Raw genomic sequence first — 26,900 nt, 5'->3', positions numbered from 1 at the left:
GGACATTTTTAATGGGAATGCAAAAAAAACTTGCAACCAAGGTTACAAGTTTTTACGATCAATTACTGTTTTTGCACAAATAGCTTTTCTCTTGTTTCTTTCGCTGCCTCTACCATTACTTCAAGTGCACGAATCGTTTCTTCTTCATTTCTAGTCTTCAAGCCGCAATCAGGATTAATCCAGAATAATTGTGGATCCAAAACACCTAAGGAGTTTCCGATTGTTTGCATTATTTCTTCTTTTGTTGGCACTCTAGGACTATGTATATCATATACACCAAGGCCAATTCCTTTCTCATATGTTTTATTTGCAAATGTTTGAATAAATTCACCGTGACTTCTCGAAGTTTCAATAGAAATGACATCCACATCCAGGGCATCAATAGCATCGATAATGTCTTCAAAATTCGAATAACACATATGGGTATGAATTTGTGTTTCCTTTTCCACAAAAGTGGTAGCAAGTTTAAAAGAATAGACGGCAGTATTTAAATAGCCCTGCCACTTTTCTTTTTTCAATGGCAGCCCTTCACGAAGTGCCGGTTCATCTACTTGGATCAGGCGTATATCGTTTTTCTCCAGCTCCTCTACTTCATTCTTAAGGCTGAAGGCAATTTGTTTGGCAACTTCTGCTCGTGAAATATCATCTCTTACAAAAGACCAGTTTAAAATCGTAATGGGCCCTGTCAGCATTCCTTTCACAGGCTTATTCGTCAGACTTTGGGCATAAACCGTTTCTTTCACCGTCATTGGATTCACATAGGCCACATCTCCATATATAATAGGCGGCTTCACACAGCGGGAACCATAGGATTGAACCCAGCCGAATGTTGTAAACTGAAAACCAGCTAGTTTTTCGCCAAAATATTCAACCATATCGGTTCGTTCGAATTCTCCATGTACCAATACATCTAATCCCAAGTCTTCTTGTATTTCCATCCATTTTTTTATTTCTGCTTGAATAAAAGTCTCGTACTCCTCATTCGTTATTTCTCCTTTTCGCCATCGCAAGCGTTCCTTCCTTACTTCCTTTGTCTGCGGAAAACTTCCGATTGTAGTGGTTGGAAGAATAGGGAGTTTAAAAGCTTCTTGTTGTGCTTGCTGTCTGATTTTTGCATTTTCGCTTCTTTCCACTTTATCAGGAAGCCATTTTAATTCTTCTTGAAGGCGTTGATTATTTCTTGCTGAGGAGGCATTCAATTGACCGATTGCTTCTACGCTTTTATTGATTTCTGCTTGAATAACTGCTTTTCCTTTTCTAATTCCTTCTGTTAATGCATTTAATTCTTGTAGTTTTTCATCTGCAAAAGAAAGTGCTTCTTTTAAAATGGGAGTGATTTGCTCTTCCTTCACTGTTACCGGTACATGAAGTAAGCTTGATGACGGCTGAACAATTAACTTATCACTTCCGATTGCTTTCTGTATCTCTGTAAGCAGATTCCACTTTTCCTCTAAATTAGCTCTCCATACATTTCTACCATCAATAATGCCTGCCGCTAGGATTTTATCTTGGGGAAATCCGTATTGCTGGATGGATACTAAATTCTCTCCATCATCATGAACGAAATCTAAACCGATTCCTGCAACAGGCAACGAAACAATTGTTTTATAATCTGTTACAGAATCAAAATAGGTTTGGAGAATTATTTTTAAGTTTGGAGCCGCTTCTCGCAATGTTTGATATATTTGCTGCGTGATCTCCCATTCTCTTGCTGTGACATCTGTTACTAAATATGGTTCATCAATTTGAAGCCATTGTACCCCTTCTGCTTCTAGCTCTTTTAAAACCTGCGCATATAAAGGAAGATAGGATGCCACTGTTTCTGCAAGCTTATCTTCTTCATAGCCTTTTGCTAATTTGACAAAGGTCAGCGGTCCTAATAATACTGGTTTCCCCTCGATTCCTAATGCTGCTTTTGCTTCCCGATAAAAAAACAGCGGGCGATTCTCCGTTAATGTTGGTGTTCTCTCCCCAAGCTCTGGCACGATATAGTGATAATTTGTGTTAAACCATTTTTTCATGGCTGCTGCTACAGCAGCCGGATTTCCGCGAGCTATCTGAAAATAAGTTTGTAACGGGACCCTGCCCCCATCATAAGCAAATCTAGCTGGCACTTGCCCAAACATTGCAGCCGTATCTAATACATGGTCATAGAAACTAAAATCGCCAACTGGAATCAAGTCAATTCCTTGAAGCTTTTGCTTTTGTAAGTTTTTCAATCGAAGGTTTTTCGTTTCTTGTAAAAGCTCTTCTTCGGAACACTCTCCCTTCCAATAACGTTCCAATGCTTTTTTCCATTCTCGCTTTTCTCCAATTCTCGGATAGCCTAAATTAGAACTTTTGTACATTTCTTTTCCCCATTTCTTATTTTTTCTCAGCCGAAAGTTAGTAAAAAAAGAGTCTGACATCCACATTCTCTTTACAGAAGCTTCCTACATTCTTGCTTCTTGGATAAACAGTGGAGTCAGACTCTTATGAGATTTTCTCTCATTTTAGTCAGCACTAACTAGAGTTGAGATACGCTTTGTCCCAACACATGGTCTCCCTCCTCTATATCCACGTAGAGTAGCTTACTTACAAAATAGGCAGGTCTCCTGACTTAGAATCATCACTCTTTCTCCCCTTCCCATCTAAAAAGACAGTGGATATTGAGAAATTGCTCCTCTTTACAGTGGCGGGACCGTGCCGGATTCTAACCGGTCTTCCCTTTTAAGCTATGAATACTTCATTCACAGCACCTATTTGCGCTATTCAATTGTCCTGTGTAAAAAATAAAAAACCTCCCTTAAAAAAAAGAGAGGTTTCACCTTGTATCCTTATCCCCCTCTTATCTTTCAAAGCATAGTAGCTTTGCTGGAATTAGCACCTTTTCTTTAAAAAGAATGGTTGCTGAGGCTTCGACGGGCCAGTCCCTCCACCTCTCTATATAAGAGTTTTTATTCGATTTTGAATTAACAAAATATTAGCACGATAATTTCTTGTTGTCAATTCTTGTTTTATAGACGTTGAAAGTTTTTTTACTTTTTGGATACGTAAAATTTTTATTCTCTAATAATTCATTTCCTTCTTTTACCTCTTATTTTTCTTGTTCCCCTTCTTGTTTACGAACGTTTGTTCTGATATGATAAAACCATTAAGGAGATGATGAATACGTAATCGAGGTTCGATTAAATGGACAGCGATGCTGCCGCCGGAGCATGTTCAAAGTATAAAAGAGATTTTAGAGTAACCCGAAAAAATATCAATTCTCATTTTAGAAAAAGATAAAATACAGAAATAGAACTACTCTTACTAGAAGGACTCGAATATAATCTTTTGCTTCACTATGATCTTTTTAACCATGGAACGATCGATCGTTTAACTGGCAAAACCATCTAAAACAAGAGTTTCGTATTCAAGGATAAGAATAATCATATGCACTCTATTCCTTTTCACAGCTTAGTAAACATACAAAACAATAAAAAAAGGAGCACTACCGTGTTTGATTATGACCAATTGGCCAATAGAGCGATTCTTTGCGTTGATATGAAAAGCTTTTATGCAAGTATTATAGCGGTCACTAAAGGTTTAGACCCTCTAACCTGTCATCTAGTTGTTGTCGGCAATACCGATCAAAAAGGCAGTGTCGTACTTGCGGCATCTCCTGCTATGAAAAAGGATTTTAAGATAAAGACTGGCTCCCGCCTTTTTGAAATACCAGATGATCCACGAATTATTGTAAGTAATCCCCAAATGGGACTATTCGTTCGGGTGTCAACGGAAATAACGAAATTATTTTTTCGATATGTCCCTGTGACTGCTGTCCATACCTATTCTGTCGATGAAAGCTTTCTGGATGTCAGTGGAATGGAAAAAAGCTTGGGCACTCCCTTCCAAATAGCACAAAAAATAAAAGCTGATATTATGCGTGAGTTTGGGCTGCCTTCAACAATCGGCATCGGTCCCAATATGCTGATGGCGAAGCTTTGCCTCGATTTAGAAGCAAAAAAAGCAGATGGTGGTATAAGCAGATGGACTTATAAAGACATTCCAGATAAACTATGGCCTATCTCCCCTTTACGCGATATGTGGGGGATTGGGAAGCGAACGGAAAAAACATTAAATAATATGGGCATATTCTCTGTTGGTCAACTTGCACACTATGATTTAGGCTTACTAGAGAAAAAATTTGGAATTATGGGCAATCAACTTTACCATCATGCTTGGGGCATTGATTTATCGGAAATTGGCGCACCTATTATGCAGGGACAAATCAGCTATGGGAAAAGTCAGATTTTATTACGGGATTATAAAGAGATTGATGAAATCAAATCAGTTCTTCTTGAAATGTGCGAAGATGTTGCCAAAAGAGCACGAAGTAATCACCATGCAGGGCGCACCGTTACATTAGGCATTTCCTACAGCAAAGATGAGTTCGGCGGCGGTTTCCAGCGCTCGCGAACAATCGAAAATCCGACCAATGTAACCATGATTATTTATCAAGTTTGTCTTGAATTATTTCATGAGCATCACCGAGGACAAACCGTTAGACAAATTTCTGTTTCTATTACAAAATTAGAGAATGATAATGAAATGCAATTAGATTTATTTGATACAGGAGGCTGGAAAAAAAGAAAGCTTGGGTATGTTGTCGATACTATTCGAAATCGCTATGGATCGACCGCCCTTTTACGTGCTGTTTCCTACACTTCTGGCGGTACAGCCTTGCAGCGCGCACAGCTGCTTGGCGGTCATAAAAAATAAACAAAAATGAGGTGTTTCAAATGCTAAAACAAATTCGCTTAAAAGAAGAAAATATCCCATCAAAAAATAGCTATCCTTTTACAATCCCTGCTATTAGCCATTTCAGCTCCCTCGATTTTCAAAATAAAGTGACTTTTTTTGTAGGGGAAAATGGTTCTGGAAAGTCGACCTTGCTTGAGGCAATTGCCTATCAATGTCAATTTAACACAGCAGGCGGCGGAAGAAATAACCGCTATGAGGTTCATGCTTCTCAATCGGATTTAGGAGAATATCTGCAGCTATCTTGGTCCCCGACTAAGCTCACCAATGGATTCTTTCTGCGGGCCGAATCCTTTTATCAATTTGCCACCCATATTGATCAACTAGATGAGTTCGATAGTAATAAAAAATTCGCGAGCTATGGCGGAAAGTCCTTATTGCAGCAATCTCATGGCGAATCCTTCTTATCCCTCTTTCTCCATCGTTTTAGAGGGGAAGCCATTTATTTGCTCGATGAGCCTGAGGCAGCGCTATCGCCGCAGCGGCAATTAAGCTTTCTCCGCATCCTCCATGATTTAGCAGAAACAGAAGAATGTCAATTTATTATTGCCACCCATTCTCCGATTCTATTAGGGTATCCAAATGCAACAATTCTAAGCTTCGACGGGGATCAAATCGAAGAAATAGCATATGAGGATACAGAACATTATCAAATTACTAAATACTTTTTGCAATATCGGGAGAAAATGTTAAAAGATATATTTACAGAAGAAGAAATGTAAAAAAACATATATAGGATAATCTAATCAAAGTAAGTAAATAGTATAACTATCTAATTACTTCCAGGAGGATGTTATGCTTGGATTATTACTCTCTGTCTTTTTATTTAACTTGATTGCTTATAAAACAAATAAAAAGTTAACAGTAAATCAAATCTTACATATATGGATCTTCACGATTGCATTTCAACAGCTATTTGACTTATATATTGATATTGGATATCATGCCTACTGGTACTTCAGCAAAACCGAAGTAGATTGGGAATCCATCATTCATATTCTATTTTTAGTACCGCCTGTAAATATTATTTTCTTAAACCTTTATCCGATGAAAAAGCGGATTCTAAATAAAATTTTGTTTATTTTCCTATGGAATTTTATCATTGTGGGATACGAGTGGCTTACTTTACTCCCTTCCCCATGGGGATTCTTTCATTACGGCTGGTGGAAACTCGCCTACTCCTTTCTTATTAATCCGTTCTTATTATTTATTTTAATTAAATATTATAAGCTAATAAATAAGCTCGAGAAGAAATCCTTTTTGGCGTAATTATAAAGAAAGCGCGCCCTATTGGATTGCTACTCGGCTTTTTTGTTGGGGTTTTATTTGGTTTGGCTGATATATCTGTAATTTGGCTGATTTCCTCTCCACTTTGGCTGATATATCTGTAATTTGGCTGATTTCCTCTCCACTTTGGCTGATATACCCTGTGGTTTGGCTGATTTTCTTTCCACTTTGGCTGATATATTCTGTAGTTTGGCTGATTCCCCCTCCACTTTAGCTGATATAGTGGCAATTCATCCTCTTTCTTCGTCACTTTTGGCCGTATACCCAAAAATCCATCCCGTTTTCCTTCCACTTTTGGCCGTATACCCAAAAATCCATCCCGTTTTCCTCTGCCACATTCATGAATATAATCGAATATATATCTGAAATTAGTATTTACGCGCGTCTATATTTCCTATTTGACAGCAAATAGGACTATAAACTCATTTTTTTTACAAAAAACATTAAAAAATCATGACTTTATACCTTGAATTAACAGAGAAACATGGTAGAATTAAGTTTGGGCAAATTTTACGAAAGTAAAAGACGCAAAGCCACGGGCCTAAAGCGAAATGCTATGGCAGCCGGGTTGCCAAGATTATTGTATATCTTGTTAATAAATCTTCCTGTCTAATTTGCCTTATAAAATTAGAAAAGAGGAATGTTAATGTTTTACCCAACTGTAGTAACGGATGAAAAGCCTTGTCTTAGACATGTTGTAAAGGACAAAAATTATTGTATGTGTGGATCAAAGTATAAATCATACTCCACCTTTAAAAAATCAGACTTTAAACGAATTGAATTTAAGCAGTTAACTGATATCACCTGTCCTTACTGCCAGTCCATCATTAATTAATGATGGATTTTTTATTTTCTGCTGTTCCATCCCCTTTAGCAAATCAAACTTTATTCTGCAATTTTCCGACTCTACTGAGAATAAAATTATTATTATAGAAGAAAACTAAAGATATTTCATATTTAAGAAAATTTCAAAATGGAGATGAAATCCAATGTCGATTGTTATTTTACGAATTTTTATGGTTCTGATTAGTTGGGGAAGCTTGTTTTTTCTTCCAAAATCAGCAATTAAAAAATTTCTTCCGGTTACTTTTTTCTCTGCTTCTATCCTCTTAATTGAAACGCTCTTATCACTTATCTTTAAATGGTGGGAGGTCAAAGGCGGATTAAAATCATTGGTCGCAGACGCATTAGGGTTTATATTCGGACCTTTCGCCGCCATTAATATTTGGATATTTCATTTAACACAAAAAAGATTCCTTGTGTACACATTAGTAAACTTAATCATGGATCTTATTTTTTCGTTTCCACTAAATTCCTTTTTTCAAAAAGTAGGCTTTTATAAATTAAAAAAATTCACATCCATTCATTTATTCTTAATTGCATATGGCCTCTCTTTTCTTAATTACTGGTTTCAAAAATTTATCATCTCCGATAAAAAGATAAGGACTGCTTCTTAACGAGCGGTCCTTATCTTTTTAATTATTACTTTCCCATTCGGCAATTTCTTTGCGGACAATTGGGGCAACTTCTGTTCCAAGCAATTCGATTGAACGCATCACTTGGTCGTGTGGCATGCTGCCAACAGGAACATGGAGCATAAATCGTGTGATTCCCACATTTTTGCGCAGTGCAATAATTTTATCTGCGACAGTACGCGGATCTCCGACATATAAGGCTCCAGTTTCACTGCAAGCGGCATCAAAAGTTTCTCGAGTATATGGTTCCCATCCTCTTTCTTTCCCAAGCACATTCATGGCATATTGAGTAGATGGGAAGAATGCATCTGCTGCAAGCAGTGGATCTTCTCCTACAAATCCATGAGAATGAGACGCGACCGTTAACTTTTTCGGATCATGACCGGCATGCTCCACTGCACGGTAATACAGGTCGACAAGCGGGGCAAAGTTTGCCGGGTTTCCTCCGATAATCGCTAACACTAGTGGTAATCCAAGAATCCCAGCTCGTACAACAGACTCACTATTTCCTCCACTTCCAATCCATATTGGCAGTGGATCTTGCACTGGCCGTGGATAAACACCACGATTCTGAATAGCTGCACGATGCTTTCCACTCCATGTTACTTTCTCGGATGCTTGCAATTTTAAAAGCAAATCTAATTTTTCATCAAATAATTCATTATAATCATTTAAATCATAGCCAAAGAGCGGAAATGATTCAATAAAAGAACCTCGGCCGGCCATAATTTCGGCACGTCCATTTGATAGCCCGTCCAATGTTGCAAAATCTTGAAACACCCGAACCGGATCATCAGAAGAAAGAACCGTCACCGCACTTGTTAACCGAATCTTACTTGTCTGTGTGGCTGCTGCTGCTAAAATAAGCGCAGGGGCGGACGCGGCATAATCTTTTCGATGATGTTCTCCTACGCCAAAAACATCTAACCCAACTTTATCTGCTAAAATAATTTCCTCCACTACTTGACGAATTCGCTCTGCATGGCTTACTACCTTCCCTGTATGCGGGTCTGGAGTTGTCTCTACAAACGTACTAATACCTATCTCCACTATGAATATATCCTCCTTAATAATGACACAAAAATCATATCTTCTTCTCTATTAAAACAGGAGATGTCTCGAATTACAACTATTGTGTTAGCGAAGAAAAAAGTAATGAACTTCTGATTCACTTCCCTTACAATGAAAGAATATACATAATCTAACCGCGGAGGGATACATATGTTTGAACATACAATTGATGAAGATTTAGCACTGAGAATGTTCCGTTTAAATGATGCCGAACAATTTTTCCAATTAACGATGAAAAATAAAGCCTATTTAAAGGAATGGCTCGGCTGGCTCGATTATACGCGAACAGTAGAAGACACAAAAGAAAATATTCGGCAAAGACTGCAAGAAATTATTGAAATGGGCGGCTATCCAAAATCCACAGCCATTCTCTATAAAGGAAAAATTGCCGGAACCATTGGTTTCAACGTGATTAACCGTACAAGTAAGATTGGTGAAATTGGCTATTGGTTAGGGGAAGAATATCAGGGAAAGGGAATTATGACAAAGGCATGCCAAGCAATCATCCATTATGGCTTCACTGAATTAAAGCTTAATCGTATTCAAATTGCAGCAGCAAGCGAAAATAAAAAAAGCAGAGCACTTCCAGAAAGACTTGGATTTACAGAAGAAGGGATTATTAGACAAGCAGAATGGCTTTATGACCATTATGTCGACCATGTTATCTATGGTTTGTTGCGTGAAGAATGGGAAAACTCAAAATAAAGGACGGGATACCATGTTTTATAAATTGACTAGAGAACAACAAAAAGCAATGATTGCAGACATTCAATTCTTTTTTTCTCAAGAGCGAGAAGAAGAGATTTCGGAATTTGCTGCCGAACGAGTGTTAGACTTTGTGAAAGACTCCCTTGCTCCCCATTTTTATAATGCTGGAGTAAAAGATGCAAGAAAAATCGTGGAAGAAAGAGCCAGCTCTCTTGAAGACGAATTATTGACACTGGAAAGACCGATTAAATAAAAAGGGAAGGCCCACTGCCTTCCCCTTCTTTTCGTTTTTTTTCAAAAACTAGCTCCATTGTTAAAAGCAACTCCACCGTTTCTTGCATATTCATGAACAAATTGGTTGATAATCCATTTTGAGTATTCCACTCAATCCTTTAACGGGAATGGAAACAAATTGATAGTCAAACATATAATCAGCTCCTCCACGTTTATTAGCGAAACCGAAAATCCCCTACTCTCTTCGATCACCCTCGCTTTTATGTTTTATACGCACTCACCTAACCAGTGGTTTCCTATACGCTACGATTTTTTCTAACTTCACATATATATAATCATTATGTGCATATTATAAAACGAACAAACGTTCTCAAAAAAGTATTGAAAAGAACGTCTGTTCGTTTTATTATAATAATATAAGGAGAGTGTTTACATGATTAAAGACCGTGGAACAAAAAAATGGGTAGCAATGATGCTGCCAGAACATGTTGCTGCTGTGAAAGAAGAGCTATTAAATGAGAAAAAAATAAAAAAGCCAGAATTAGATCAAGAAAAATTAAATGATATCGATTTACTTATTCACGAGGGAATGGAATATCATTTATTTCTGCAATTTTCATTATTTAAAAATGGATTTATCGAAACATTCATTGGCAGAACTGTTTTTATTGACTACTTAAAAAAGGAACTTCGGATAGAAGACGAAACCAATGTTATTCACTACATTCCATTCCATCTATTAATCGATGTGGAACGCCTATAATTTAAAGGAAATCACCATGAATAGACTATCAAAGGAAGACATAAAAATACTGGAACATCTCATTTATTTGCCTCTCTTGCTAACTGTTTTAGAAAGAGATTACCAGCAAGCAAAAACAACTCCCTTTAAACTTAATCAAGTCTATCTAAACTTAATCGAACATACGATGAAAAAAGTCCAAGATGATTTAAAAGGCTTCAAAGAAAAAATGGATAGAAAGAAATTAAAACTAATAAAAGGCAATATGGATAAAAACTTTACCGAGTATCATTACTATGTAGCCAACTATCACGAAGTTCACCGATTTGCTAATACAGAATTAAAAGCAAATACAGAAAAGCTATTATCTTACTATTTATTTAAGGAAAATGCTGTTTTTTAAGTTGCCTTAAATAAATAAAATCCTGAGATTAATGGTCATGAAAAATGGACTCCATTCATCTCAGGAATCAATTTTTTTAGCCTACTTAAATATACTAACAATCAAATCCCTCGTAACTGAGATATCTGCTTCCTGCTTTACCCTATATAAATAATCCGCTACCCCTTCGCTGCTTATTTATGCTGACGCTCAAGAAGCGACTTCGTAAGTGGCTGCTGTTCTCAAACGTAATTTTCCCTGCTTGCTTCTCGCAATTCTCTCCTTTAGCAGCTCTATCGGCAGATCAAAATGGACAAGAATCGTCGTGAAACCATGTGTTTTATACTATTGAAGCAGTTCCATCCGACTTTCGCGATTGCTATTACTCAAAATGAGATGACAGTCAGAGTGATGGACGGCATAATCAACAATTGTTTTTGTGAGAGCATGCTTAATAAGATTAGGCCACTTCTTTGGCAAAAGCTTTTCATAATAGGTCTGCAAAAATTCTGCATGATTATCTTGATCCATGACAATCGCGTTTTCAAGTCTGCTTTTAACGTTTGCGTAAAAAGTGGACTTTCCGCTATGTGTCACGCCCACTGTCATGATGACTAATCTTTTCATGTTCCCCCATTAGCAAAATGCTTCCTTCACTCTAACAAAAATCATCATCTTTTCCTATCAAAAAATTTCCAACTCTCTCTAGTACAGAATAGATTCAGCTACTTTTGGAATCATAAAAACGATATGCAGATTATCAAAAAGGAGCTAGATGATGTATGTATTTTTATAAAGAAGATTTAATCAATATGATCGTCCCAGACAAACCAGATCCAAATGCAGCAAAAGTATTGCAGGAGGCATTAGGCGGACAGTTTGGAGAAATGAGAACACTAATGCAGTTCTCCTTTCAAAGCGCTAACTTCCGTGGAAAAGCAAAAAAGTATCGTGATCTTATCCGCGGCGTATTCTTGGAAGAGCTTAGCCATGTAGAGCTTGTACAATCCACTATCAATCAGCTTCTAAACGATTCTGGTGGTAGCATGCCAGGAAATATGGCAAGTGATGGAGCTCCTTTAGATGATGTCATCAAAGGCGGGGCAAACCCTCACCATTATATAATTGGTGCAAAAGCTTCTCTTCCTGTCGATGCAGGCGGAAATCCATGGAATGGTTCTTGGGTGTACGACCATGGAAACCTCGTTGCTAATCTTCTCAATAATGTAATGTTAGAATCAACAGGAGTTCTTCAAAAATCAAGAATTTATGAAATGAGCGATAATAAGACATTAAGAGAAACGATTGCTTTTTTAATCGTTCGTGATAATGCTCATCAAAATGCTTTTGCCAAAGCATTAGAAACATTAGGAGTAGATTGGGGGAAAATTCTGCCTGTTCCAAACTACGATATTAATAAATATCCTGAATGCCGCAAATATGTAGAGATGGGCTTCCACAATGCCCAATTTAATTTCCGCCTAGACGACACGAGAATCGGTGAGATTTTTCAAGGCACAACCCCTAGCCGAAATAATGGCGATTTAAATGTCGTTCCACCACCGCAAGGCTATCCAGTTCCAGAACTGCCAGATATGCCAAATGAGCATGCATCAGGCCTTATGGATTTAAATAATTAAGCTTAAAAAATGGGAGATGCATTATGGCATCTTCCATTTTTTCTTCCTCTTTTCTTGCTCTCCTTAACACCATCGTCATTCCATGTGCATATTAAAAAATAGGATCTATTCCTTAAAAATTATGTATTGGAGGAAAAACGCATGTCAAAGTCAGGCTATATTCCTGATAACACGAATATTCATTCATCAAGTGGCACTCCTAATCTTATTTATAACAGTCGTGATAATGTATTTTTTGAAAGAAATCCCGAAAACATTGCCTATAAAGTTTCTTCCACACAATTACCAGCTATGATCGGTGGAGCCTTTGTCGATTTATTTTTAACAAGAGGACATATGCGAGAGCCACATTGGCATCCAAACGCATGGGAATTAGATGTCATTGTATCCGGAGAAGCAATGATTTCGATTGTTGATCCAGATACAAGAAAACTTCATCATTACCATGCGAAGGTTGGGGATGTCGTATTTATTCCAATGGCATGGTGGCATTGGATACAGCCGACGACAGAGAAATTGCACTTACATCTCTTCTTTAATAATGACCAGTTTGAAAGTGCGGAAGGTTCCGATACATTACGCTTAACTCCACCAGAGGTTTTTGAAGCAGCATATGGAGTGGATTCAGAAAAGGTTGCCAATGCTTTTTCTGCGCTGAAGGAATCTGTTGTCATTGGTCCACCAGATTCCCATCGCCTCCAAACTTCCTCCGTCTCCAATCTGGAACAAACAAAAAAAGAAGTTCCCGATAAAATATCTATCCAAATTAATCATAAACAGATTGATTATTAATTTTTTGCTAAAAAAAACTCTGCTCAGGATGAAATGAGCAGAGTTTTTCGCGTTCCTAGCTGGCAAGTTATTGGTTGTCCATCCACTTTATCATATGCAGTCTTAACAATTTGGTTATAGAAAAAACAGCATTTTTCTCATTCTTGGGGAAAGTTTGATAACGAAAGGAAACTTTCTCATCCACTAGCGCGTATATGTAATAAACAAACTATTTGGAGTGGTACAAATGAACATAGATAAAAAGTATTGGCTATTAATGCCTTCTTTTTTAATAATAGGAATTGTACTTATTCTCTTTCTTCCACCAGAAAAGAGTTATATTCCCTTATCTTTGCCGATTGTATTTTGGTGCATTTATTATGTTTGGAAACATTACGGGAAAGCCAGAGAACGCAAGCAATAAATTTGTTTGCTGCTATTACTTCTCTATCTGCCAATGGACAGTTGCTTTCCACCTGCCTTCACTTGTTAAGGGTAGAATAATCTAGAAGTCTTCCATTTTATTTTTCTGGATAAATTCTGTCCCCGCGGCAATACTATGAATAACTATCTATTTGAGCAGGTGAAATTCCCCATGAATATGGAAAGATGGATTTTAGTTGGGATTATCGCAATCAGTATCCTTGCCATTTTCTTACTTGTTCCCAAACAGAAAACGAGAGATGCGTGGGTGATATTTTTATCTCTGCAGATTATTACCTGGCCTGCCGGATTACTTGCTGTGGAATGGAATATGATTGACTACCCTGTTCAACTCTTCTCCTCCGCAAACGAATTTAACCGGTCTAGCTTTACATTTGAGTTTTTCCTTTTCCCTGTGACAGCGATTATGTTTAGTTTATACTTTCCCAAAAAATTTAAAAAAACAGGAAAATTCTTCTATTATTTTCTCTTTGCTGGATTCTTTACTTGTCTTGAAGTAGTAATAGAGCGCTACACCGAACTCGTGGACTATCTTAGTTGGCACGGATATTATACGCTGCTAAGTGTTATGGTCACATTGTATATTAACCATACTTACTATAGTTGGTTTAAAAAGGAACTGAAATACAATGAATAAGGAACTAATTATTTTAATTGTTTCATGGGTTGTCTGTTTGTTTTTACTCATTCGCTTTATTCCGAAAGAGAGAAAAAGATATTTTCAAATTGTTTTTTTATTTGCCCATGCAACTGCTTGGATCTTTACACATATACAAGTATCGATGGACTTGGTGAGATTTCCATATAGAGAATTTTCGCATGCAACAAAAATGAGTTTCTCCCTCTACTACATAGTATTGCCAACCTTCGCTGTTCTTTTTCTTCTCTATTATCCGGAAAAGAAACATCGGCTAAAAATTTTCCTCTATTACTTAATCTTTAGCAATGGCATACATCTTTATATGTTTTTAGTAGAGAAAAATAGCAATCTTATTCATGATCTAAACTGGCATTGGTGGCTTGCTGTCAGTATCGACTTCCTCGTTTTATATATGACTAAGACATTTGCCTTCTGGTTTAGAAAAGGTTTTTCATAAATACAAAGGATAAATAAAAGGTCAAATTCCCCCTGAACATGAAGGAATTTGGCCTTTTTCTTTAACATCTTACATATTTCCGCTTGAACCCAAGCATTCCCCTGTCCAGCTCTTTTTGTATTCTGTCTGCTACAATCGAGGTCGTGCTTTTTTTCTTGCCTTTCTTGATTTCCACTGGACCTACTGCTTTAGCTGTTGCTACTGCCAGCTCATGTAAGGGAACATAGGAAATGGCCACAGTGGCAATAAAGTTGTTCATAGAGGATTTCACAATATCTGGAGCTTGATGAATCGTATTTTTCACTTGCTCCAACATGCTTGCAAGCTTGGTTTCACTAAACTCCTCGTCCTTGCGGTTTCCTAACAGCCAGCAATAACAGCTCCATCCGGCTGACATACGAAATTCTTCTCCGCTTTCGATCCACTTATCAGCAACAGCTTGGGCAAAATCAGTTTCCGCTAAAGAAACGGCTACTATGTAATCGGAAATCATGTAAAAATAAGCTGCATCAATCCACCGTTCAAAATCTTCCTCTGTCATGCTCTTTGGATCACAAATAACCCCTGCAAAATACATGGCATCATAGTTACCCGTTGCATATAGTTCTTCTGCTAAGGGCTGATTTTTCTTAATTATCCTGGAAAGTGGCTTCATCGCACCTGTTGCAACCCCAAAAACCGGCTCCTGCGCTCCGTTTCCCATATAAATCTTTTTCGTTCTTTCCTTCCCTAGTGCTTCTAGTTCCTGCATAACTGTTTCCAAATCCATTGTTTCACTTCCTCTTCTATTATTTTAATTCAAATATATATTCTGCGGACTTTTGACAATTGAAGGAATTTATCTGTTTCTTGTTGAAGTATACACCTATCCATTGTATTTAGAAAAAAGGAGTATTGTCAATGAAGCAGCCATTCCCTATCATAGAAACAGAGCGTTTGCATTTAAGACAGGCAACAAATGAAGATGCAAAAGATATGTATATCTACTTATCGAATCAAGAGGTAGTGCAGCATATGGGGCTTGAACCTTACAAGTCAGCAGATGATGTATTAGAAGAAATAAATTGGTACAAATCAATCTGGGAAAAAGGCACTGGCATACGCTGGTGCATCACATTGAAAAAGGAGAACATCGTTATAGGAAGCTGCGGCTTTCTGAATAGACAGCCAAAGCATTATAAAGCAGAAATTGGCTATGAATTAAGCAGAAGCTATTGGGGGCAAGGAATCGCAGGCGAAGCCCTCAACGCTGTTCTCGCCTATGGATTTCAACAGCTTAGCTTAGAAAGAGTCGAGGCCTTAATCGAACCAGCCAATACAGCCTCGCAAAAATTAGTCGAAAAACACGGCTTCTTAAAAGAAGGCCTATTAAGGCATTATGAGTATACACGCGGAAAGTTTGATGATTTATATATGTATTCGATCCTTAAAGGAGATTTTAAAAAAAGCCCTGTGTAAGAAGCAGGGCTTTCGGTTTGTCGATATAAAGATATTAGAGAAGAAACATCGTTATCCTTCTTAATAGCTACTTTTATAGTCATTTACTTGGATGGTTTAGGAATAATAGGCACCCAGAGTTCATGGCGAGGTTTATGTCCTGGGCCATAATAACATTCTATACATGGTAAATTAGCAAGCTCATATCCAGAGGTAGGAACCCACTCGGAATATAATCGTTTCCATGCTTCTACGATATTGGGAAAAACAGCCCATGTTGCTGGAGGAATTAAGATGGTTTCCATCCCATTTTTTGCTTCTCCCTCATACCGGACACCCGTAAAATAATTGAATTCCTCGTCCATTATGGCGGCTTCTTTCCCACAAATACCTAAAATGCCTTCCAGTAAGCACTTCGGATTTTCCCAAGATAGATCAATCAATTCCTGCATAAATCCATCTTTTTTCGCTTTGCTCCAGATGGTCGGGATTTTTTTAAAAGCTTTACTTGTTTGAACCGGATTACTTTTCCCAACAATCTTTACTTCAAAGTCTATATTTTCGATTCGATATTCCATTTCTGTGTCCCCTTTCATAGCGATTTGAAAGGAGATTTTTGGAAAGGCCTTTAGCTGTGTTCCTTGATGGCGGCATTCAGAAGGCTTTATTCCATGCAGTTTCTTGAAAGCGCGAGAAAAAGAATCAGCCGATTCATAACCATATAATTGAGCAATTTCAATAATCCGCCTATCGCTTTGTTGTAATTCAAAAGCAGCAAGCGTTAACCGTCTGCGTCTAATATATTCAGATAGGGTAAATCCAGATATAGATGCAAACATTCTCGAAAAATGGAACTCGGAACAGTACGCAATTTTGGCTAATTCTTTGTAGTCTATCTCTCCTTCTAGATTTGCTTCTATGTAGTCTAGTACATTATTCATTCTATCCAGCCAGTCCATAGATTCCCTCCTTTCACTTCCTATGTTATAAAACTTAGAGACATTTTGTCCGACATATGTTGCCTATAAATGTCGTATCCAGGTGGCATTGATAAAGACGGCTAATCTGCCATATATTCATTCACTAATTCATAGCATCTTTTCTTAGTTGATTCGTATAAAGAAATATAATTGGCAACATTCTCAAACGTACCGCCACTATATTTTTCTCTCTCTTCCTTTGCTGCCGCTTCCTTTTGTTCAATCCACTTCATTTGTTCTGTTTTCAAATTATTCATTACCTCTGGTGCTAACTCTGCTTTTAAAATGCTATAAATCTCGTTCAAAACCTCATCGTACTTTTCATAGGATACACCATAGTAATTTTTCATTGCATTTGTTACGCCTTTATCTGAATCCTTCTTATCAGGCATAGCATCTACTTCTTTTTGGATGTTATCTAATTTTTTGATAAACTCCGCTTTTCTTCCCTCTACTTTATCGTCAGCTTGCGATTTATCTTCGCTGGCCGGTTCATCCATCTGGCTATCCTTACTATTTTCAGCAGTTTCTGTACTATCTGCAGGTGACTCATTAGACGGAGAAGAAACGTCTTTGTTTTCTGCTTTCTGATCAGTTTCTGACTGCTTATTATTTGTGTTGTTCGCTGAATCACTTTCAGATGCATTGCTGCATGCAGACATGCCTGCTAATAAAAGAACAAACAGGGTTGCTGCAAAAAATATACTGCTTTTTTTCATTTTTTAAAACTCCAATCTCTTTATGTCTTTTCCGAAAAGTTTAACCTTCCCTATTCATTTTAACATAGATTCCCATATTTCTTCCTTTTTCGCTAATAAATAACTGTTTAAATGATAGAAAAGGAGTTTTATACATGTCTTTGATTCATAAAACAATGTTTTACTCTGACAATGGTTTGGGATAGCGGAGGAAAATGTTTATTCTTGGATTTAATTCACTTTTTCTCCTGATAAAGATACTGATAACGCAAGATTAAATAAAGTGACTGTTGATTGAATCTTTGGTGAGAAGAAAATACGGATACGAGAAAATTGATTGGTGGATTGGCTTTTTTGGGGCTAAATTCCTTTTCTTCTAATCTATTTTGTAGTTGTAATAGAAAACGAGATAAAATGAAGATTTTATTGGAGGATAATGGAACGGTTTATGGCTCTATTAATATTATCTAGAAAGGCGCCAATTTAGGTTACGATAAATAGACTATTTCTGTGCGCTAATAATTAGAAGGTAGACAACCGTTTGAAAAGAATAAGTAGAAAACAGCTGGACAATGAATTTTGAAGCTGCTGTCTGCATTTACAAACAGCAGCCTCTCTAAAAGTTATCTAATCAAACTTTAGAAAATTAACGATAAACTAAGCCACCATCTGTTAAGATTGCTTGTCCTGTAATATAATCGGCATCATCAGAAGCTAAAAATGATACTAAGTTTGCTACATCTCTTGGTGTTTGGTAACGTTGTAATGCAATATCTGCGCTATACTGAGCAAATGCTTCACCTGGTTGTAAAGCACCATTACTATAACGTACCATTTCTTCATCAATTCGATCCCACATTTTTGTTTTCGCAATCCCTGGACAATAAGCATTAACTGTAATTTGATATTTGGCAAGTTCTTTCGCAGCAGAATGTGTAAATGAACGTACTGCATGTTTTGTAGCAGAATAAGTACCTAACATTTCAAAAGATTCATGACCTGCTATACTGCAAGCGTTTATGACTTTACCTTTTGACCCTTGCGCTATAAATTGTTTAGCAGCAGCTTGTGTACCAAAAACTACACCATTTACATTGATGTTAAATAGGCGGTTTAATTCATTTTCTTCAATTTCTAAGAAAGGTTTAACTGCATCAATACCTGCATTGTTTACAAATACATCTAAACGTCCAAATGCGTCTACTGCTTTTTGGACAAGATTAAACTGATCTTCTCGTTTTGAAACATCTCCCACAACACCAATTACATCAGCATTTTGAGATTTCATTTCTTCCAGAGTGGCATTCAATAACTCTTGATTGATGTCATGTATTACTACTTTGAAACCATCTTTAAGTAAACGCTCTGCAATACCACGCCCTAAACCACCGGCTGAACCTGTAATAACTGCAACTTTACTCATTGAATAAACACCTCTTGTAATAAATTATTACTGAAAAATCAGTTTTTTGTCACTTTATTATATTAATAAACTATAAAATAAAAATCAAATCATTTGAATTCAAGCAATTTTCAAATTTGGTCACCACTCCCCTCGAAAAATCATGTTTCAGAGGATGTGTTTATGAGCGTTTTTGTATAATTGATGTTGGAATTTGTTGAGCATCTATATAGGCTATACCTTTATCGCTAAATTAATCAAACAAACGTTTAACGAAAAAAACAACAGGGTACAAATTAAACATAACCTGAAATAAGGAGTGTTGAATCATGGCAGAAAATAAACATAGTATAGCGGATAAAGTTAAAAGTGGCGTATCGAAAGTAAAAGGCGAAGTAAAAGACCAGCTTGGTAATGCAAAAGGCGATACAAGCATGCAAGCTGATGGTAAAAAAGATAAACTGAAAGGAAAAATGCAAGAAGCCGCAGGAAAATTTAAAGAGGATGTAGACCGTAAGTAATCAAAACAAAAACATACTAAAAGAGCCCTTCCATGCTTATACTACACATCGAAGGGCTCTTTATTGTTCTTATCTTAATTGGTGTTTTTTCCTCCACCATTTAAACCTTCTTTAATTAACTCATTTACCTGACTATTTACAACTAATCCCAAATGGCCAACACCGCTTATTTGTACGTTTTTAGCGCCTTCCAATTTTGAAAGCATATTAGGAACTAAATAATCATTTTTGCTGTAAATAGAAGTGTATAGGATTTTGTGATTAGGATCTTCCCCTACAGGTGCTTTTGATGTGATGAATTTGTTGGGAGATCCCAATGTAATCACATCATTTACCTTCGTTCCGCCCGTATTTTGGATATACTTAAGGGTATTGATTCCACCAGCACTGTGAGCGATAATATCCACTTTATTTTTTCCAGTTTCCTTTAACACTTTATCTACATATGATTCAAGCTGCTTTGCATTCGTCAAGCTGTTGCCTGTTTTATCAATTAATTCAATAGCGAATAATTCATCAGAAGACCAGCCTTGCTTAAGTAAATAATTTTTTATTGCAAGAAAGTTTGTACTGTTGCCGCCAGTTCCGTGAACATAAATTACTGGATCATGTCCAGTTGTCTGAGCTTTTAAAACAGTTGGATTCATACCCATAACAGAAATGATAATCGCGATACTCATAGTTAGTGATAATAATAGTTTAGTTTTTTTCATGATATTCCTCCCTGTTTGGTTGACTGCTATCTTGCTATATCATTGTTATATATTTTAAGAGCAGAAACAACCGGTAACTTTTTCTAGTCTGTTCAAAGATTAGATGAATACGCCTTTCGGATACACAACTCTACTTGAAAATACGTGGTATTAAACTCCTTTTCTCTTTTATTATTATAATAAACCTTTTTTATTCATTTCCTCTTCTTCAAAAAAAGTAGGCTATGTTAAAGATAAAGGTTGTTTTAAAATTATCAAATAAAAAACTCGCTAAATTCCATTTGGAAGGCGAGTTGTTTTAATTTTAAATTAATCTCTCTGAATAAAATATGGACCACATTCAGTTTCATGCGTCATAATAAATGTCCATTTGTAATTCCAATCCATTACATAAATGTCACTATAGTACATGTGGCGTTCGATATATGGTAGTTCATTGATTGAAAGAGTGTCTCCATTTTCAAGAAGGTAAGCATCGTCAATAAATTGATAAAATATTGTACATTTATTCTTTGATTGATTAAGAAATGCTGTTATTGCTTCATCCTTCTCAAGGCACTTAACCTTTTCCCAACTACATAAGTGCCAGAGGAAATTATCCATCCAAATCTCTTTTTGTTCCTCTTTTGAAAGATGACTTGCAAAACATTCACGCCATCTCCCTCGCAAATAGTTTCCCCACTTCGGTATTTCAATTTTCTTTATTTGTTTATTTCTCATATTTTTAAAATTCCTCTCTACCTATTAAAAAGCAATCTCTCTTAATCTCAACATCTTTGCAGTTTCCAAGGTTCAGTTCACACTAGCTATAATTAGCATTGATTTTTTCTTACTTAAATCGTTTTCCATTCTTCTATTATCAAGGAACTGAAACCAAACTAAATAGAGCTGCAAATATTTTGTTGATACACCATTAAATCGATTAATCCATTTCTTCAATCTAGAATGATAATTATTGATGTTGTTCAAATTGTAAATGCCTTTTTTGACATATTCATTCTTGTTTCCATTGATAACAACGTGCTCTATATCGTTTTTAGTAGTATAAAATTTATATGAATTATGGGCATCGGAAATTAACACTGTATCACTAGGAAGATAGGGTGTAAGAATTCCATCGATTTGTTCAGTTAAAATCCTTCCTGACCCAACTTGTCTAGATAGGGTAGTCTTATTTCGGTCTCTTGCTACTAATACACAAACATGTTCATTGGATATTCCTCTTTTAGTAGCGGATCCGCCCCGTTTTCTGTGCTTATGACGTGAAATAATATTTCGACCTTTTGAACTTTCCAAGAAATAGGTCTCATCAACTTCTACAATTCCTTCAAATGAATCTAACCCTTCTTTAACTAATGAAGATAAAACTTTATGTCTCCAATAAAAAAACAGTAACGTGGGTAATGCCAACGATTTTAGCTGTTTTTCGTAACGATAAACCTTTCAACATACATTCAATAAAATTCACCCATTTGTCTGCTTTTTTGGTTCTATACATAGGCAAATTTGTAAGGTGGTTGCTTAATTTTGAGCAGTCTTTGCATTTGTAACGTTGGCGACCATTTCTTTTACCAAAAAGGCTTACACAATGGCGACAATGAAAGCCACTAGAAATTTTTCTTTCTCTTAATTCGTCAATTAATCCACCGTGCTGAGAAGCAGAAAGCGTAAATGGCGAGTTAAAAAATCTAAAATATACTTTTTTCTTTGTCACTTAAATTAGCAATATCAGATAGTATGGTCGAAACAGTCATTTTAAGTACCCCACTTGTATTTATTAAATTCAGGATACCACAATTAACAAAACAGAGACTATATTATTAAACACTACTATCTTTTATGTATTTACAATTCTCTCATCGATCTAAAGCATCAATTTTGTGAATAGCTCGTTAGCTAGCAAAACAAAAAACACGGCTAGTATTAACCGTGTTTGAGAATTAACAATCACCATGTTTATTAAGATGTAATGGCGGTGGGATAAGCCAGCCTTTTTCTTTATTTAAGCGAAGAACTTTTGCTCCAAGAGCTGCCTTTTTGGTATGAAATTGACCATACATAGCAGCAACGTCTTCTCTGATGGATTTACCAATTATTTGACTGCAAGTTACTAAACCTGCAGCAATATCAGCAGAAAGTGTTGCGGCTATTGCAGGATCTGGTATTCTTGCACCGACTGGAATATCCTCTAAACAAGCATCAGGAGGTTCGGGTGCAGCCGGTGGTAAACCGACACCATTTTCTTTTAAAAGCTCTTCCAGCTGCCTTTTTTCTTCTTTGCAAGTTTCAATAACTTCGACTAATAACTTCTTTAAATCCCCATCACCAGCATGATTCAACATCGTTTGATAGCCTGCTGTCATACTATTTCCGACTAGTTGCGATGCCCAAATATCAAAAACTTCCCCATAGTGTAACGGCTCTTCCTTTGGATTTCCAGATAAAATCCCCATCAATAATCCTCCTTCATGTTTAGTAACTCTATAGTTAGTGCGTCCTTTCGCACTTCCATAGCTTTTCCAACATAAGAGAAGAATATTGATAATTTCACTTTCATCTATATAACGAAAACGATTACAACAAGTAAGTCAATTAGGGATTATAATATCATCAAATACCGTCTCTTCCATAACTATAAAGATATCCATGCTTATTCACATATATGTTTTATTGATATAAGGTAAGTAAATTAGATATATCCTCCAACAGTAAGTTGGCAAAGGATTCATCGATCTTTTTACCGGATTGTGCTTGAATTAATTTTGTCATGGCATGTAAATTATTCCTGATTTGTTTGTTATTCATCTTTTCCTTTTGAATAATATGGTTAATCTTTACATGTAGATTATTAGCGATCTCATTATTTATCCATTCTTTGTCTCTTCCATAATTAATCGCTTCCCTTAAATGATTGATATCCATTATAACGTTTAGCTGATATGTTTCTTCAGCCACATTTCCAGCCTGATCGGTAGCGATTACCTTAATGGTATGTTCTCCTAAAGATAGAGAATACGGTTTGATTTCTATCGGGTTGCTTACAGCCACATCATCTAAGTAAAACTCTTTACTTGCTATATCGCTATAAGAATCAGACATCGCAAATGTTAAATTGACGGTGTCCGTTCGATAAATATCATCCGTTTTTGGCGCTGAAATAGTTGGAGATTCTTTATCGATAAATTGAATAGAATGTGTTTTGCCAATCGAATTGGCCACATTCACTTCCACCTGAATGGTTGGGGAAGTCTGCAGAACTTTTATTTTATCATCTTTCTTATCTACTTCTAGTCCTGTTTTATTCATCTCGATCCTAATTTTATCCTGTTTTTGTGTCGGATCTGAGACGGAAAGTGTCAAGCCATTTTTCTCTTCTTTTACCATTACAGATGCAGCGCTCCCTGCTTTAATGAAACCTACTGTGTCTTTTTGATAAAAGTTTGCTGCTGTTAGCTTAAGTGTTTCCTCTCTAACTGCCTGAACAGATGCTGTATTGGCAAGAATAGTAACATCAGGTTTCTCGCTGTAATTTTTTGTTTGTTCCACATCCTTATTAGGTAAAAGAACATAGGAGTAAGTTTCATCTACAGGCTGTTTGCCATGGTCAAAGGCTAAACTTAAATAATTTCTTGTAATGGATTCGGTAGATCCTCCACTATTAATTTCATTCCAAGATCCTGTTCTTGATTCCCGTAAACCACGGAGACTAGGTGAATTGGGAAAATAATAGCCTATATCTGATCCTTGAACATTTTTCTCTAAATGAGCCCATTGAACATCGTTTAAGACCTCTGAATCACCAAGTTCTTTTATCTTTTCTTCTCCATTGATCAATAGCTTATTATTACCGTTGGCATTTAATTGTCGATTTTCAACAATTGTTTCTACTTCAGATTCTCCCGTGCTATAAATAGCTGCACCTAATGCCACAATTTCATCATCAAACATAAACCATGATTTTTTTCCTTTTAATGAACTTCCCGTTAATTTCTCAAGGGAAAAATCCATTCCTGCTGCACCATAAAGATCATCCAGATTAGAACCGCCAACCCATGACCTTGGGTTATAGTAGCTTTCCCAATCTTTTAGTGTTCCTTTCGATTGATCGGTTGTTGTTCCTGGTAATCGATAGCTGTCCACAGTTGGCCAGTAATCATTGCTGAATTGCTTTAAATCATTGTTATATAAATATGTAGCACCAGCCCCTGTGTACCAGCCTTTTTTATTTTCTCCATTGCCATATTCGAAACCTGAAATTCTATCAGAAAACATACTGATTCCAAAACCAAAACCAGGACGCAAATGAACAACACGGTCCATGCCTGCAAACACTTGATTCTTGATTAACTCTCCCCTCGGTTCGATCGTTGTGTCATTCACCAGTGTATGGACAAGATGGATTTGATAAATGGATAAACCATTAACATAATTGCTAAAGGTCGTATCTGTTTGAATCCACTCTTTGACCATTTGTTTAATGGACAATGCATGTTCTTGTGGAGCGGCATCTGCTAACCGAAGCAAACTCAAAATCGTCGATCTGCCTGTTGCATGATCATTGGTGCTCTGCCTCGAAACACCTCTGCCTGACACCATGTCCATCATGGCGCCTTTATAAATAAGTGGTTCAAACGAATCGCTCACCCAGTTAAATACGTTGTCAACGTTTGAATCCTTGACCTCCCATGGTGAATCTTTTAATAAATACAACATATCAGCTGTTCGGCCGACCCATGTTGCTCCATATCCCCCTGTGTATGCAACATTAAAGTGTTGAACAAGTGAACCGTCTCTGTATACACCGTCCCCGCTGTTAACATAGATATATTCTTTACTAATGGAATCACGCCCTTTCAGTACCTTTCCGCTATTTTTTTCGATAATACCGCGAAGAGAAACAACTAAAGCCTTATCCAAAAGGTTTGCGCCTGTTTCACGGAAGTTTGGGTCACCAAGTGAAACCCGTTTCGCAGGATCAGGAACAAACCTGTCAATTGCTTTAATATAATTATTAATTTGAAGCGATGATAAATCGTTATACATTAACACCATAATATCGTTCAACGTTTGGGGAATTCCAATTTCCCAGTCCCACCAATTACCGTATTCTTCTTTATCAGCATTGTATCGATTATTATGCAACCAATCTAATCCAATAATAATATCAGTCTTTAAAGCTTGATTGCGAAACAATGCTGAACCTTTACTTGAATAAGCAAGAGCCATATCCTTTAAGCGTTGATAGGAGGTAGTAATTTGAGCTGAATTAGTTGTACTTTCATTATCTGCCCACAAGGAATTTCGATTCTCCATTTTATTCATCATATCCCATATACCTGTTCCATCCTTATTTGTAACTTTCTTTTCTAAGCCACTCATATAGGCGGCTGCATCCTGATCAGCCGGATTATAAAGCTCATTTCCTGTAAGTTTATGGAACCAACTTAATCGGAGCTCATCATAGTACCCAATGTCCTCCACAGAATCTACACTAATTAGACATTCTGCCGTAAAACCGCCATCTTTTGATGTTGCTTTAATAGTCGCAGCTCCTGACTCTGCGCCTGTAACAACGCCCGCGCTATTAACAGAGGCAATTTCAGGGTTGGAGGATGTCCAAGTTACCGTTTTGTCTGTCACATCAGCCGGTGTAAAAACAGGCTCCAAAGTCACTGTCTCTCCTATTCCTACCTTAACGGCATTTTGCTTTAACGAAAAATCCGTTACTGTTTTATCTGATTCTTTCAAAGCCACTTCATCAAACCAAGCCTGTCCTTTTGCTGTTTCAAAAAATAACTCTATTCTTACTTTACTTGCATTATTAGGAATCGTTAAACCAAGCCGTTTTGTGTTCCAATCCTGTGAACCTTTTAATTTTTCAGTAGAAGGTCCATCGCTGATTTTTTTGTTCGCACTATCTAAATATTGTGTTCGGACAAATACACCTCCACCAGAGGCTTCAATATTTTCTGTTTTGACCCAGAAAGATAATTGATAAGTGAAGCCAGACTTGACAGAAACATCTTGGAGAACATCCGCTCTGCTAGTTTCTGTGGCTTTGATAGAAATAGATTTTTCACCCTCGTAAAATACACTATCGTCCATTCGCAGCTCCGGGGTACCACTTGGAATCCAGGTGCTCCATTTTCCTGGCCCCTCACTATTTGCCCAAGAACTATTACTCGTTACCGTCTCAAACCCACCATTCTGGATCAAGTTCTCGTTTATCGTTTCTTCAGCTGTGATGTTACGAGCAGGGAGAACGAAACTAATTATCATGAAAGTGAATAAAAAAACACTAATTCCTTTTTGCATTTTCCCATCCTCCATATACAGTTTTGTAATCAAAACGTGGATTATAGCTTTTAGTTAGAATCGTATTTTTATTAGATAAAGTCATGAGAGTTAAACTAGGTATTATTAAGCTCGACATTAACTGGTCGACAGTTAAGTAATCTTTGAATTGTCATTAGAGCAAAACAAGTTCTATAAGGAATTTGTTCAAAAAAGTCCCCT

General features: G+C 36.8%; 28 protein-coding genes, 1 pseudogene and 3 riboswitches. Of the genes and pseudogenes, 16 read left to right on the top strand and 13 right to left on the bottom strand.

Translation table 11 applies throughout. The features are described from left to right. Positions 1-62: 62 nt before the first annotated feature. Positions 63-2,348 (bottom strand): 5-methyltetrahydropteroyltriglutamate--homocysteine S-methyltransferase, encoded by a 2,286-nt coding sequence (gene metE / locus NST77_RS06690; protein WP_341123732.1) that lies wholly within the window; start codon positions 2,346-2,348, stop codon positions 63-65. Positions 2,349-2,567: 219 nt separating this feature from the next. Then, positions 2,568-2,757: riboswitch (cobalamin riboswitch) on the bottom strand. Positions 2,758-2,824: 67 nt separating this feature from the next. After that, positions 2,825-2,933: riboswitch (SAM riboswitch) on the bottom strand. A gap of 592 nt (positions 2,934-3,525) precedes the next feature. Here metE and NST77_RS06685 point away from each other — a divergent pair. The 3 genes from NST77_RS06685 (at position 3,526) to NST77_RS06675 (ending at position 6,051) form a co-directional block, all read left to right on the top strand. Continuing rightward, the gene (locus tag NST77_RS06685; RefSeq protein WP_217279845.1) at positions 3,526-4,743 is read left to right on the top strand and encodes a Y-family DNA polymerase; all 1,218 of its coding nucleotides are present in this window, start codon (positions 3,526-3,528) and stop codon (positions 4,741-4,743) included. Between the two features lie 20 nt (positions 4,744-4,763). Further along, positions 4,764-5,504, top strand: coding sequence for an AAA family ATPase (locus tag NST77_RS06680; protein ID WP_123257544.1), 741 nt, complete (start codon positions 4,764-4,766; stop codon positions 5,502-5,504). A gap of 73 nt (positions 5,505-5,577) precedes the next feature. Beyond that, on the top strand, positions 5,578-6,051 hold the full coding sequence (locus NST77_RS06675; protein ID WP_095319988.1) for a hypothetical protein: 474 nt from the start codon (positions 5,578-5,580) through the stop codon (positions 6,049-6,051). Here the strand turns inward: NST77_RS06675 and NST77_RS06670 are convergent. Then, complete coding sequence (locus tag NST77_RS06670; protein WP_341122820.1) at positions 5,999-6,379, bottom strand: hypothetical protein; 381 nt, start codon at positions 6,377-6,379, stop codon at positions 5,999-6,001. The genes NST77_RS06675 and NST77_RS06670 overlap by 53 nt on opposite strands. Positions 6,380-6,561: 182 nt before the next feature. Then, a riboswitch (cyclic di-GMP riboswitch) is annotated at positions 6,562-6,645 on the top strand. 70 nt (positions 6,646-6,715) lie between these two features. Here NST77_RS06670 and NST77_RS06665 point away from each other — a divergent pair. Beyond that, the gene (locus NST77_RS06665) at positions 6,716-6,904 is read left to right on the top strand and encodes a hypothetical protein (RefSeq protein WP_141231309.1); all 189 of its coding nucleotides are present in this window, start codon (positions 6,716-6,718) and stop codon (positions 6,902-6,904) included. A 154-nt stretch (positions 6,905-7,058) separates the two neighbouring features. Then, entirely contained in the window at positions 7,059-7,526 is a 468-nt protein-coding gene (locus NST77_RS06660) for a hypothetical protein (protein ID WP_123257541.1), read from the top strand. Positions 7,527-7,544: 18 nt separating this feature from the next. On the opposite strand, the gene NST77_RS06655 is transcribed toward NST77_RS06660, so the two are convergent. After that, complete coding sequence (locus tag NST77_RS06655; protein ID WP_123259536.1) at positions 7,545-8,594, bottom strand: LLM class flavin-dependent oxidoreductase; 1,050 nt, start codon at positions 8,592-8,594, stop codon at positions 7,545-7,547. Positions 8,595-8,765: 171 nt separating this feature from the next. Here NST77_RS06655 and NST77_RS06650 point away from each other — a divergent pair, with 171 nt between their 5' ends. From NST77_RS06650 to NST77_RS06635, 4 genes are all read left to right on the top strand, one after another. After that, complete coding sequence (locus tag NST77_RS06650; RefSeq protein WP_341122819.1) at positions 8,766-9,320, top strand: GNAT family N-acetyltransferase; 555 nt, start codon at positions 8,766-8,768, stop codon at positions 9,318-9,320. Positions 9,321-9,333: 13 nt separating this feature from the next. After that, complete coding sequence (locus tag NST77_RS06645) at positions 9,334-9,576, top strand: DUF2164 domain-containing protein (RefSeq protein ID WP_095328307.1); 243 nt, start codon at positions 9,334-9,336, stop codon at positions 9,574-9,576. 414 nt (positions 9,577-9,990) lie between these two features. Beyond that, the gene (locus NST77_RS06640) at positions 9,991-10,320 is read left to right on the top strand and encodes a YolD-like family protein (RefSeq protein ID WP_095328306.1); all 330 of its coding nucleotides are present in this window, start codon (positions 9,991-9,993) and stop codon (positions 10,318-10,320) included. Between the two features lie 16 nt (positions 10,321-10,336). After that, positions 10,337-10,702, top strand: a complete 366-nt coding sequence (locus NST77_RS06635) for a hypothetical protein (protein WP_095328305.1) — start codon at positions 10,337-10,339, stop codon at positions 10,700-10,702. Positions 10,703-11,026: 324 nt separating this feature from the next. Here NST77_RS06635 and NST77_RS06630 read toward each other — a convergent pair whose 3' ends face one another. After that, positions 11,027-11,308: an AAA family ATPase gene (locus tag NST77_RS06630; RefSeq protein ID WP_235850182.1), complete on the bottom strand. Its 282-nt coding sequence runs from the start codon at positions 11,306-11,308 to the stop codon at positions 11,027-11,029. A gap of 155 nt (positions 11,309-11,463) precedes the next feature. On the opposite strand from NST77_RS06630, the gene NST77_RS06625 reads away from it, so the two are divergent. The 5 genes from NST77_RS06625 (at position 11,464) to NST77_RS06605 (ending at position 14,633) form a co-directional block, all read left to right on the top strand. Continuing rightward, complete coding sequence (locus tag NST77_RS06625) at positions 11,464-12,321, top strand: manganese catalase family protein (protein WP_095328304.1); 858 nt, start codon at positions 11,464-11,466, stop codon at positions 12,319-12,321. A 141-nt stretch (positions 12,322-12,462) separates the two neighbouring features. Then, positions 12,463-13,113: a cupin domain-containing protein gene (locus NST77_RS06620; protein ID WP_341122818.1), complete on the top strand. Its 651-nt coding sequence runs from the start codon at positions 12,463-12,465 to the stop codon at positions 13,111-13,113. 226 nt (positions 13,114-13,339) lie between these two features. Then, positions 13,340-13,516, top strand: coding sequence for a hypothetical protein (locus tag NST77_RS06615; protein ID WP_164463618.1), 177 nt, complete (start codon positions 13,340-13,342; stop codon positions 13,514-13,516). A gap of 171 nt (positions 13,517-13,687) precedes the next feature. Further along, the gene (locus NST77_RS06610) at positions 13,688-14,173 is read left to right on the top strand and encodes a CBO0543 family protein (RefSeq protein ID WP_095328302.1); all 486 of its coding nucleotides are present in this window, start codon (positions 13,688-13,690) and stop codon (positions 14,171-14,173) included. Further along, a complete protein-coding gene (locus tag NST77_RS06605) occupies positions 14,166-14,633 on the top strand; it encodes a CBO0543 family protein (RefSeq protein WP_095328301.1) in 468 nt (155 codons plus the stop codon). The genes NST77_RS06610 and NST77_RS06605 overlap by 8 nt, the downstream gene beginning before the upstream one ends. A 61-nt stretch (positions 14,634-14,694) precedes the next feature. Here the strand turns inward: NST77_RS06605 and NST77_RS06600 are convergent, their stop codons facing one another. After that, positions 14,695-15,402 carry a DNA alkylation repair protein gene (locus NST77_RS06600; RefSeq protein WP_095328300.1) on the bottom strand — a complete coding sequence of 236 codons (708 nt, stop codon included), beginning with the start codon at positions 15,400-15,402 and terminating at the stop codon, positions 14,695-14,697. A 131-nt stretch (positions 15,403-15,533) separates the two neighbouring features. On the opposite strand from NST77_RS06600, the gene NST77_RS06595 reads away from it, so the two are divergent. Continuing rightward, on the top strand, positions 15,534-16,091 hold the full coding sequence (locus tag NST77_RS06595) for a GNAT family N-acetyltransferase (RefSeq protein WP_341122816.1): 558 nt from the start codon (positions 15,534-15,536) through the stop codon (positions 16,089-16,091). 83 nt (positions 16,092-16,174) lie between these two features. On the opposite strand, the gene NST77_RS06590 is transcribed toward NST77_RS06595, so the two are convergent. From NST77_RS06590 to NST77_RS06580, 3 genes are all read right to left on the bottom strand, one after another. Next, positions 16,175-17,029, bottom strand: coding sequence for an AraC family transcriptional regulator (locus NST77_RS06590; RefSeq protein ID WP_095328298.1), 855 nt, complete (start codon positions 17,027-17,029; stop codon positions 16,175-16,177). A gap of 101 nt (positions 17,030-17,130) precedes the next feature. Then, positions 17,131-17,769, bottom strand: coding sequence for a lysozyme inhibitor LprI family protein (locus tag NST77_RS06585; protein ID WP_341122815.1), 639 nt, complete (start codon positions 17,767-17,769; stop codon positions 17,131-17,133). A gap of 625 nt (positions 17,770-18,394) precedes the next feature. Next, positions 18,395-19,171 (bottom strand): acetoin reductase, encoded by a 777-nt coding sequence (locus NST77_RS06580; RefSeq protein WP_095328296.1) that lies wholly within the window; start codon positions 19,169-19,171, stop codon positions 18,395-18,397. A 308-nt stretch (positions 19,172-19,479) separates the two neighbouring features. Here NST77_RS06580 and NST77_RS06575 point away from each other — a divergent pair, with 308 nt between their 5' ends. After that, positions 19,480-19,671: a CsbD family protein gene (locus tag NST77_RS06575; protein WP_095328295.1), complete on the top strand. Its 192-nt coding sequence runs from the start codon at positions 19,480-19,482 to the stop codon at positions 19,669-19,671. A gap of 74 nt (positions 19,672-19,745) precedes the next feature. Here NST77_RS06575 and NST77_RS06570 read toward each other — a convergent pair whose 3' ends face one another. The 5 genes and pseudogenes from NST77_RS06570 to NST77_RS06550 all read right to left on the bottom strand — a co-directional run bounded on the left by NST77_RS06570 (position 19,746) and on the right by NST77_RS06550 (position 26,699). Then, a complete protein-coding gene (locus NST77_RS06570) occupies positions 19,746-20,384 on the bottom strand; it encodes an esterase/lipase family protein (protein ID WP_123257537.1) in 639 nt (212 codons plus the stop codon). Positions 20,385-20,693: 309 nt separating this feature from the next. Next, positions 20,694-21,104, bottom strand: a complete 411-nt coding sequence (locus tag NST77_RS06565; protein WP_095328293.1) for a DUF4275 family protein — start codon at positions 21,102-21,104, stop codon at positions 20,694-20,696. Positions 21,105-21,176: 72 nt separating this feature from the next. Next, positions 21,177-22,138 (bottom strand): annotated as a pseudogene (locus NST77_RS06560) (IS1595 family transposase). Positions 22,139-22,324: 186 nt separating this feature from the next. After that, on the bottom strand, positions 22,325-22,837 hold the full coding sequence (locus tag NST77_RS06555) for a DUF3231 family protein (RefSeq protein WP_341122814.1): 513 nt from the start codon (positions 22,835-22,837) through the stop codon (positions 22,325-22,327). Positions 22,838-23,051: 214 nt separating this feature from the next. After that, the gene (locus NST77_RS06550; protein ID WP_341122813.1) at positions 23,052-26,699 is read right to left on the bottom strand and encodes a polysaccharide lyase family 8 super-sandwich domain-containing protein; all 3,648 of its coding nucleotides are present in this window, start codon (positions 26,697-26,699) and stop codon (positions 23,052-23,054) included. Positions 26,700-26,900: the final 201 nt, after the last annotated feature.

It is taken from the genome of Niallia sp. FSL W8-0177, assembly GCF_038006285.1.
Taxonomy (GTDB): Bacteria; Bacillota; Bacilli; order Bacillales; family Cytobacillaceae; genus Niallia; species Niallia circulans_A.
This window is presented reverse-complemented; position numbering and strand designations above follow the sequence as displayed.

What these genes read in the sequence shown, in the direction of transcription:
- metE (WP_341123732.1), bottom strand. Translation starts at nt 2,348, where the DNA reads ATGTACAAAAGTTCTAATTTAGGCTATCCGAGAATTGGAGAAAAGCGA.
- NST77_RS06685 (WP_217279845.1), top strand. Translation starts at nt 3,526, where the DNA reads ATGAAAAGCTTTTATGCAAGTATTATAGCGGTCACTAAAGGTTTAGAC.
- NST77_RS06680 (WP_123257544.1), top strand. Translation starts at nt 4,764, where the DNA reads ATGCTAAAACAAATTCGCTTAAAAGAAGAAAATATCCCATCAAAAAAT.
- NST77_RS06675 (WP_095319988.1), top strand. Translation starts at nt 5,578, where the DNA reads ATGCTTGGATTATTACTCTCTGTCTTTTTATTTAACTTGATTGCTTAT.
- NST77_RS06665 (WP_141231309.1), top strand. Translation starts at nt 6,716, where the DNA reads ATGTTTTACCCAACTGTAGTAACGGATGAAAAGCCTTGTCTTAGACAT.
- NST77_RS06660 (WP_123257541.1), top strand. Translation starts at nt 7,059, where the DNA reads ATGTCGATTGTTATTTTACGAATTTTTATGGTTCTGATTAGTTGGGGA.
- NST77_RS06650 (WP_341122819.1), top strand. Translation starts at nt 8,766, where the DNA reads ATGTTTGAACATACAATTGATGAAGATTTAGCACTGAGAATGTTCCGT.
- NST77_RS06645 (WP_095328307.1), top strand. Translation starts at nt 9,334, where the DNA reads ATGTTTTATAAATTGACTAGAGAACAACAAAAAGCAATGATTGCAGAC.
- NST77_RS06640 (WP_095328306.1), top strand. Translation starts at nt 9,991, where the DNA reads ATGATTAAAGACCGTGGAACAAAAAAATGGGTAGCAATGATGCTGCCA.
- NST77_RS06635 (WP_095328305.1), top strand. Translation starts at nt 10,337, where the DNA reads ATGAATAGACTATCAAAGGAAGACATAAAAATACTGGAACATCTCATT.
- NST77_RS06630 (WP_235850182.1), bottom strand. Translation starts at nt 11,308, where the DNA reads ATGAAAAGATTAGTCATCATGACAGTGGGCGTGACACATAGCGGAAAG.
- NST77_RS06625 (WP_095328304.1), top strand. Translation starts at nt 11,464, where the DNA reads ATGTATTTTTATAAAGAAGATTTAATCAATATGATCGTCCCAGACAAA.
- NST77_RS06620 (WP_341122818.1), top strand. Translation starts at nt 12,463, where the DNA reads ATGTCAAAGTCAGGCTATATTCCTGATAACACGAATATTCATTCATCA.
- NST77_RS06615 (WP_164463618.1), top strand. Translation starts at nt 13,340, where the DNA reads ATGAACATAGATAAAAAGTATTGGCTATTAATGCCTTCTTTTTTAATA.
- NST77_RS06610 (WP_095328302.1), top strand. Translation starts at nt 13,688, where the DNA reads ATGAATATGGAAAGATGGATTTTAGTTGGGATTATCGCAATCAGTATC.
- NST77_RS06605 (WP_095328301.1), top strand. Translation starts at nt 14,166, where the DNA reads ATGAATAAGGAACTAATTATTTTAATTGTTTCATGGGTTGTCTGTTTG.
- NST77_RS06600 (WP_095328300.1), bottom strand. Translation starts at nt 15,402, where the DNA reads ATGGATTTGGAAACAGTTATGCAGGAACTAGAAGCACTAGGGAAGGAA.
- NST77_RS06595 (WP_341122816.1), top strand. Translation starts at nt 15,534, where the DNA reads ATGAAGCAGCCATTCCCTATCATAGAAACAGAGCGTTTGCATTTAAGA.
- NST77_RS06590 (WP_095328298.1), bottom strand. Translation starts at nt 17,029, where the DNA reads ATGGACTGGCTGGATAGAATGAATAATGTACTAGACTACATAGAAGCA.
- NST77_RS06585 (WP_341122815.1), bottom strand. Translation starts at nt 17,769, where the DNA reads ATGAAAAAAAGCAGTATATTTTTTGCAGCAACCCTGTTTGTTCTTTTA.
- NST77_RS06580 (WP_095328296.1), bottom strand. Translation starts at nt 19,171, where the DNA reads ATGAGTAAAGTTGCAGTTATTACAGGTTCAGCCGGTGGTTTAGGGCGT.
- NST77_RS06575 (WP_095328295.1), top strand. Translation starts at nt 19,480, where the DNA reads ATGGCAGAAAATAAACATAGTATAGCGGATAAAGTTAAAAGTGGCGTA.
- NST77_RS06570 (WP_123257537.1), bottom strand. Translation starts at nt 20,384, where the DNA reads ATGAAAAAAACTAAACTATTATTATCACTAACTATGAGTATCGCGATT.
- NST77_RS06565 (WP_095328293.1), bottom strand. Translation starts at nt 21,104, where the DNA reads ATGAGAAATAAACAAATAAAGAAAATTGAAATACCGAAGTGGGGAAAC.
- NST77_RS06555 (WP_341122814.1), bottom strand. Translation starts at nt 22,837, where the DNA reads ATGGGGATTTTATCTGGAAATCCAAAGGAAGAGCCGTTACACTATGGG.
- NST77_RS06550 (WP_341122813.1), bottom strand. Translation starts at nt 26,699, where the DNA reads ATGCAAAAAGGAATTAGTGTTTTTTTATTCACTTTCATGATAATTAGT.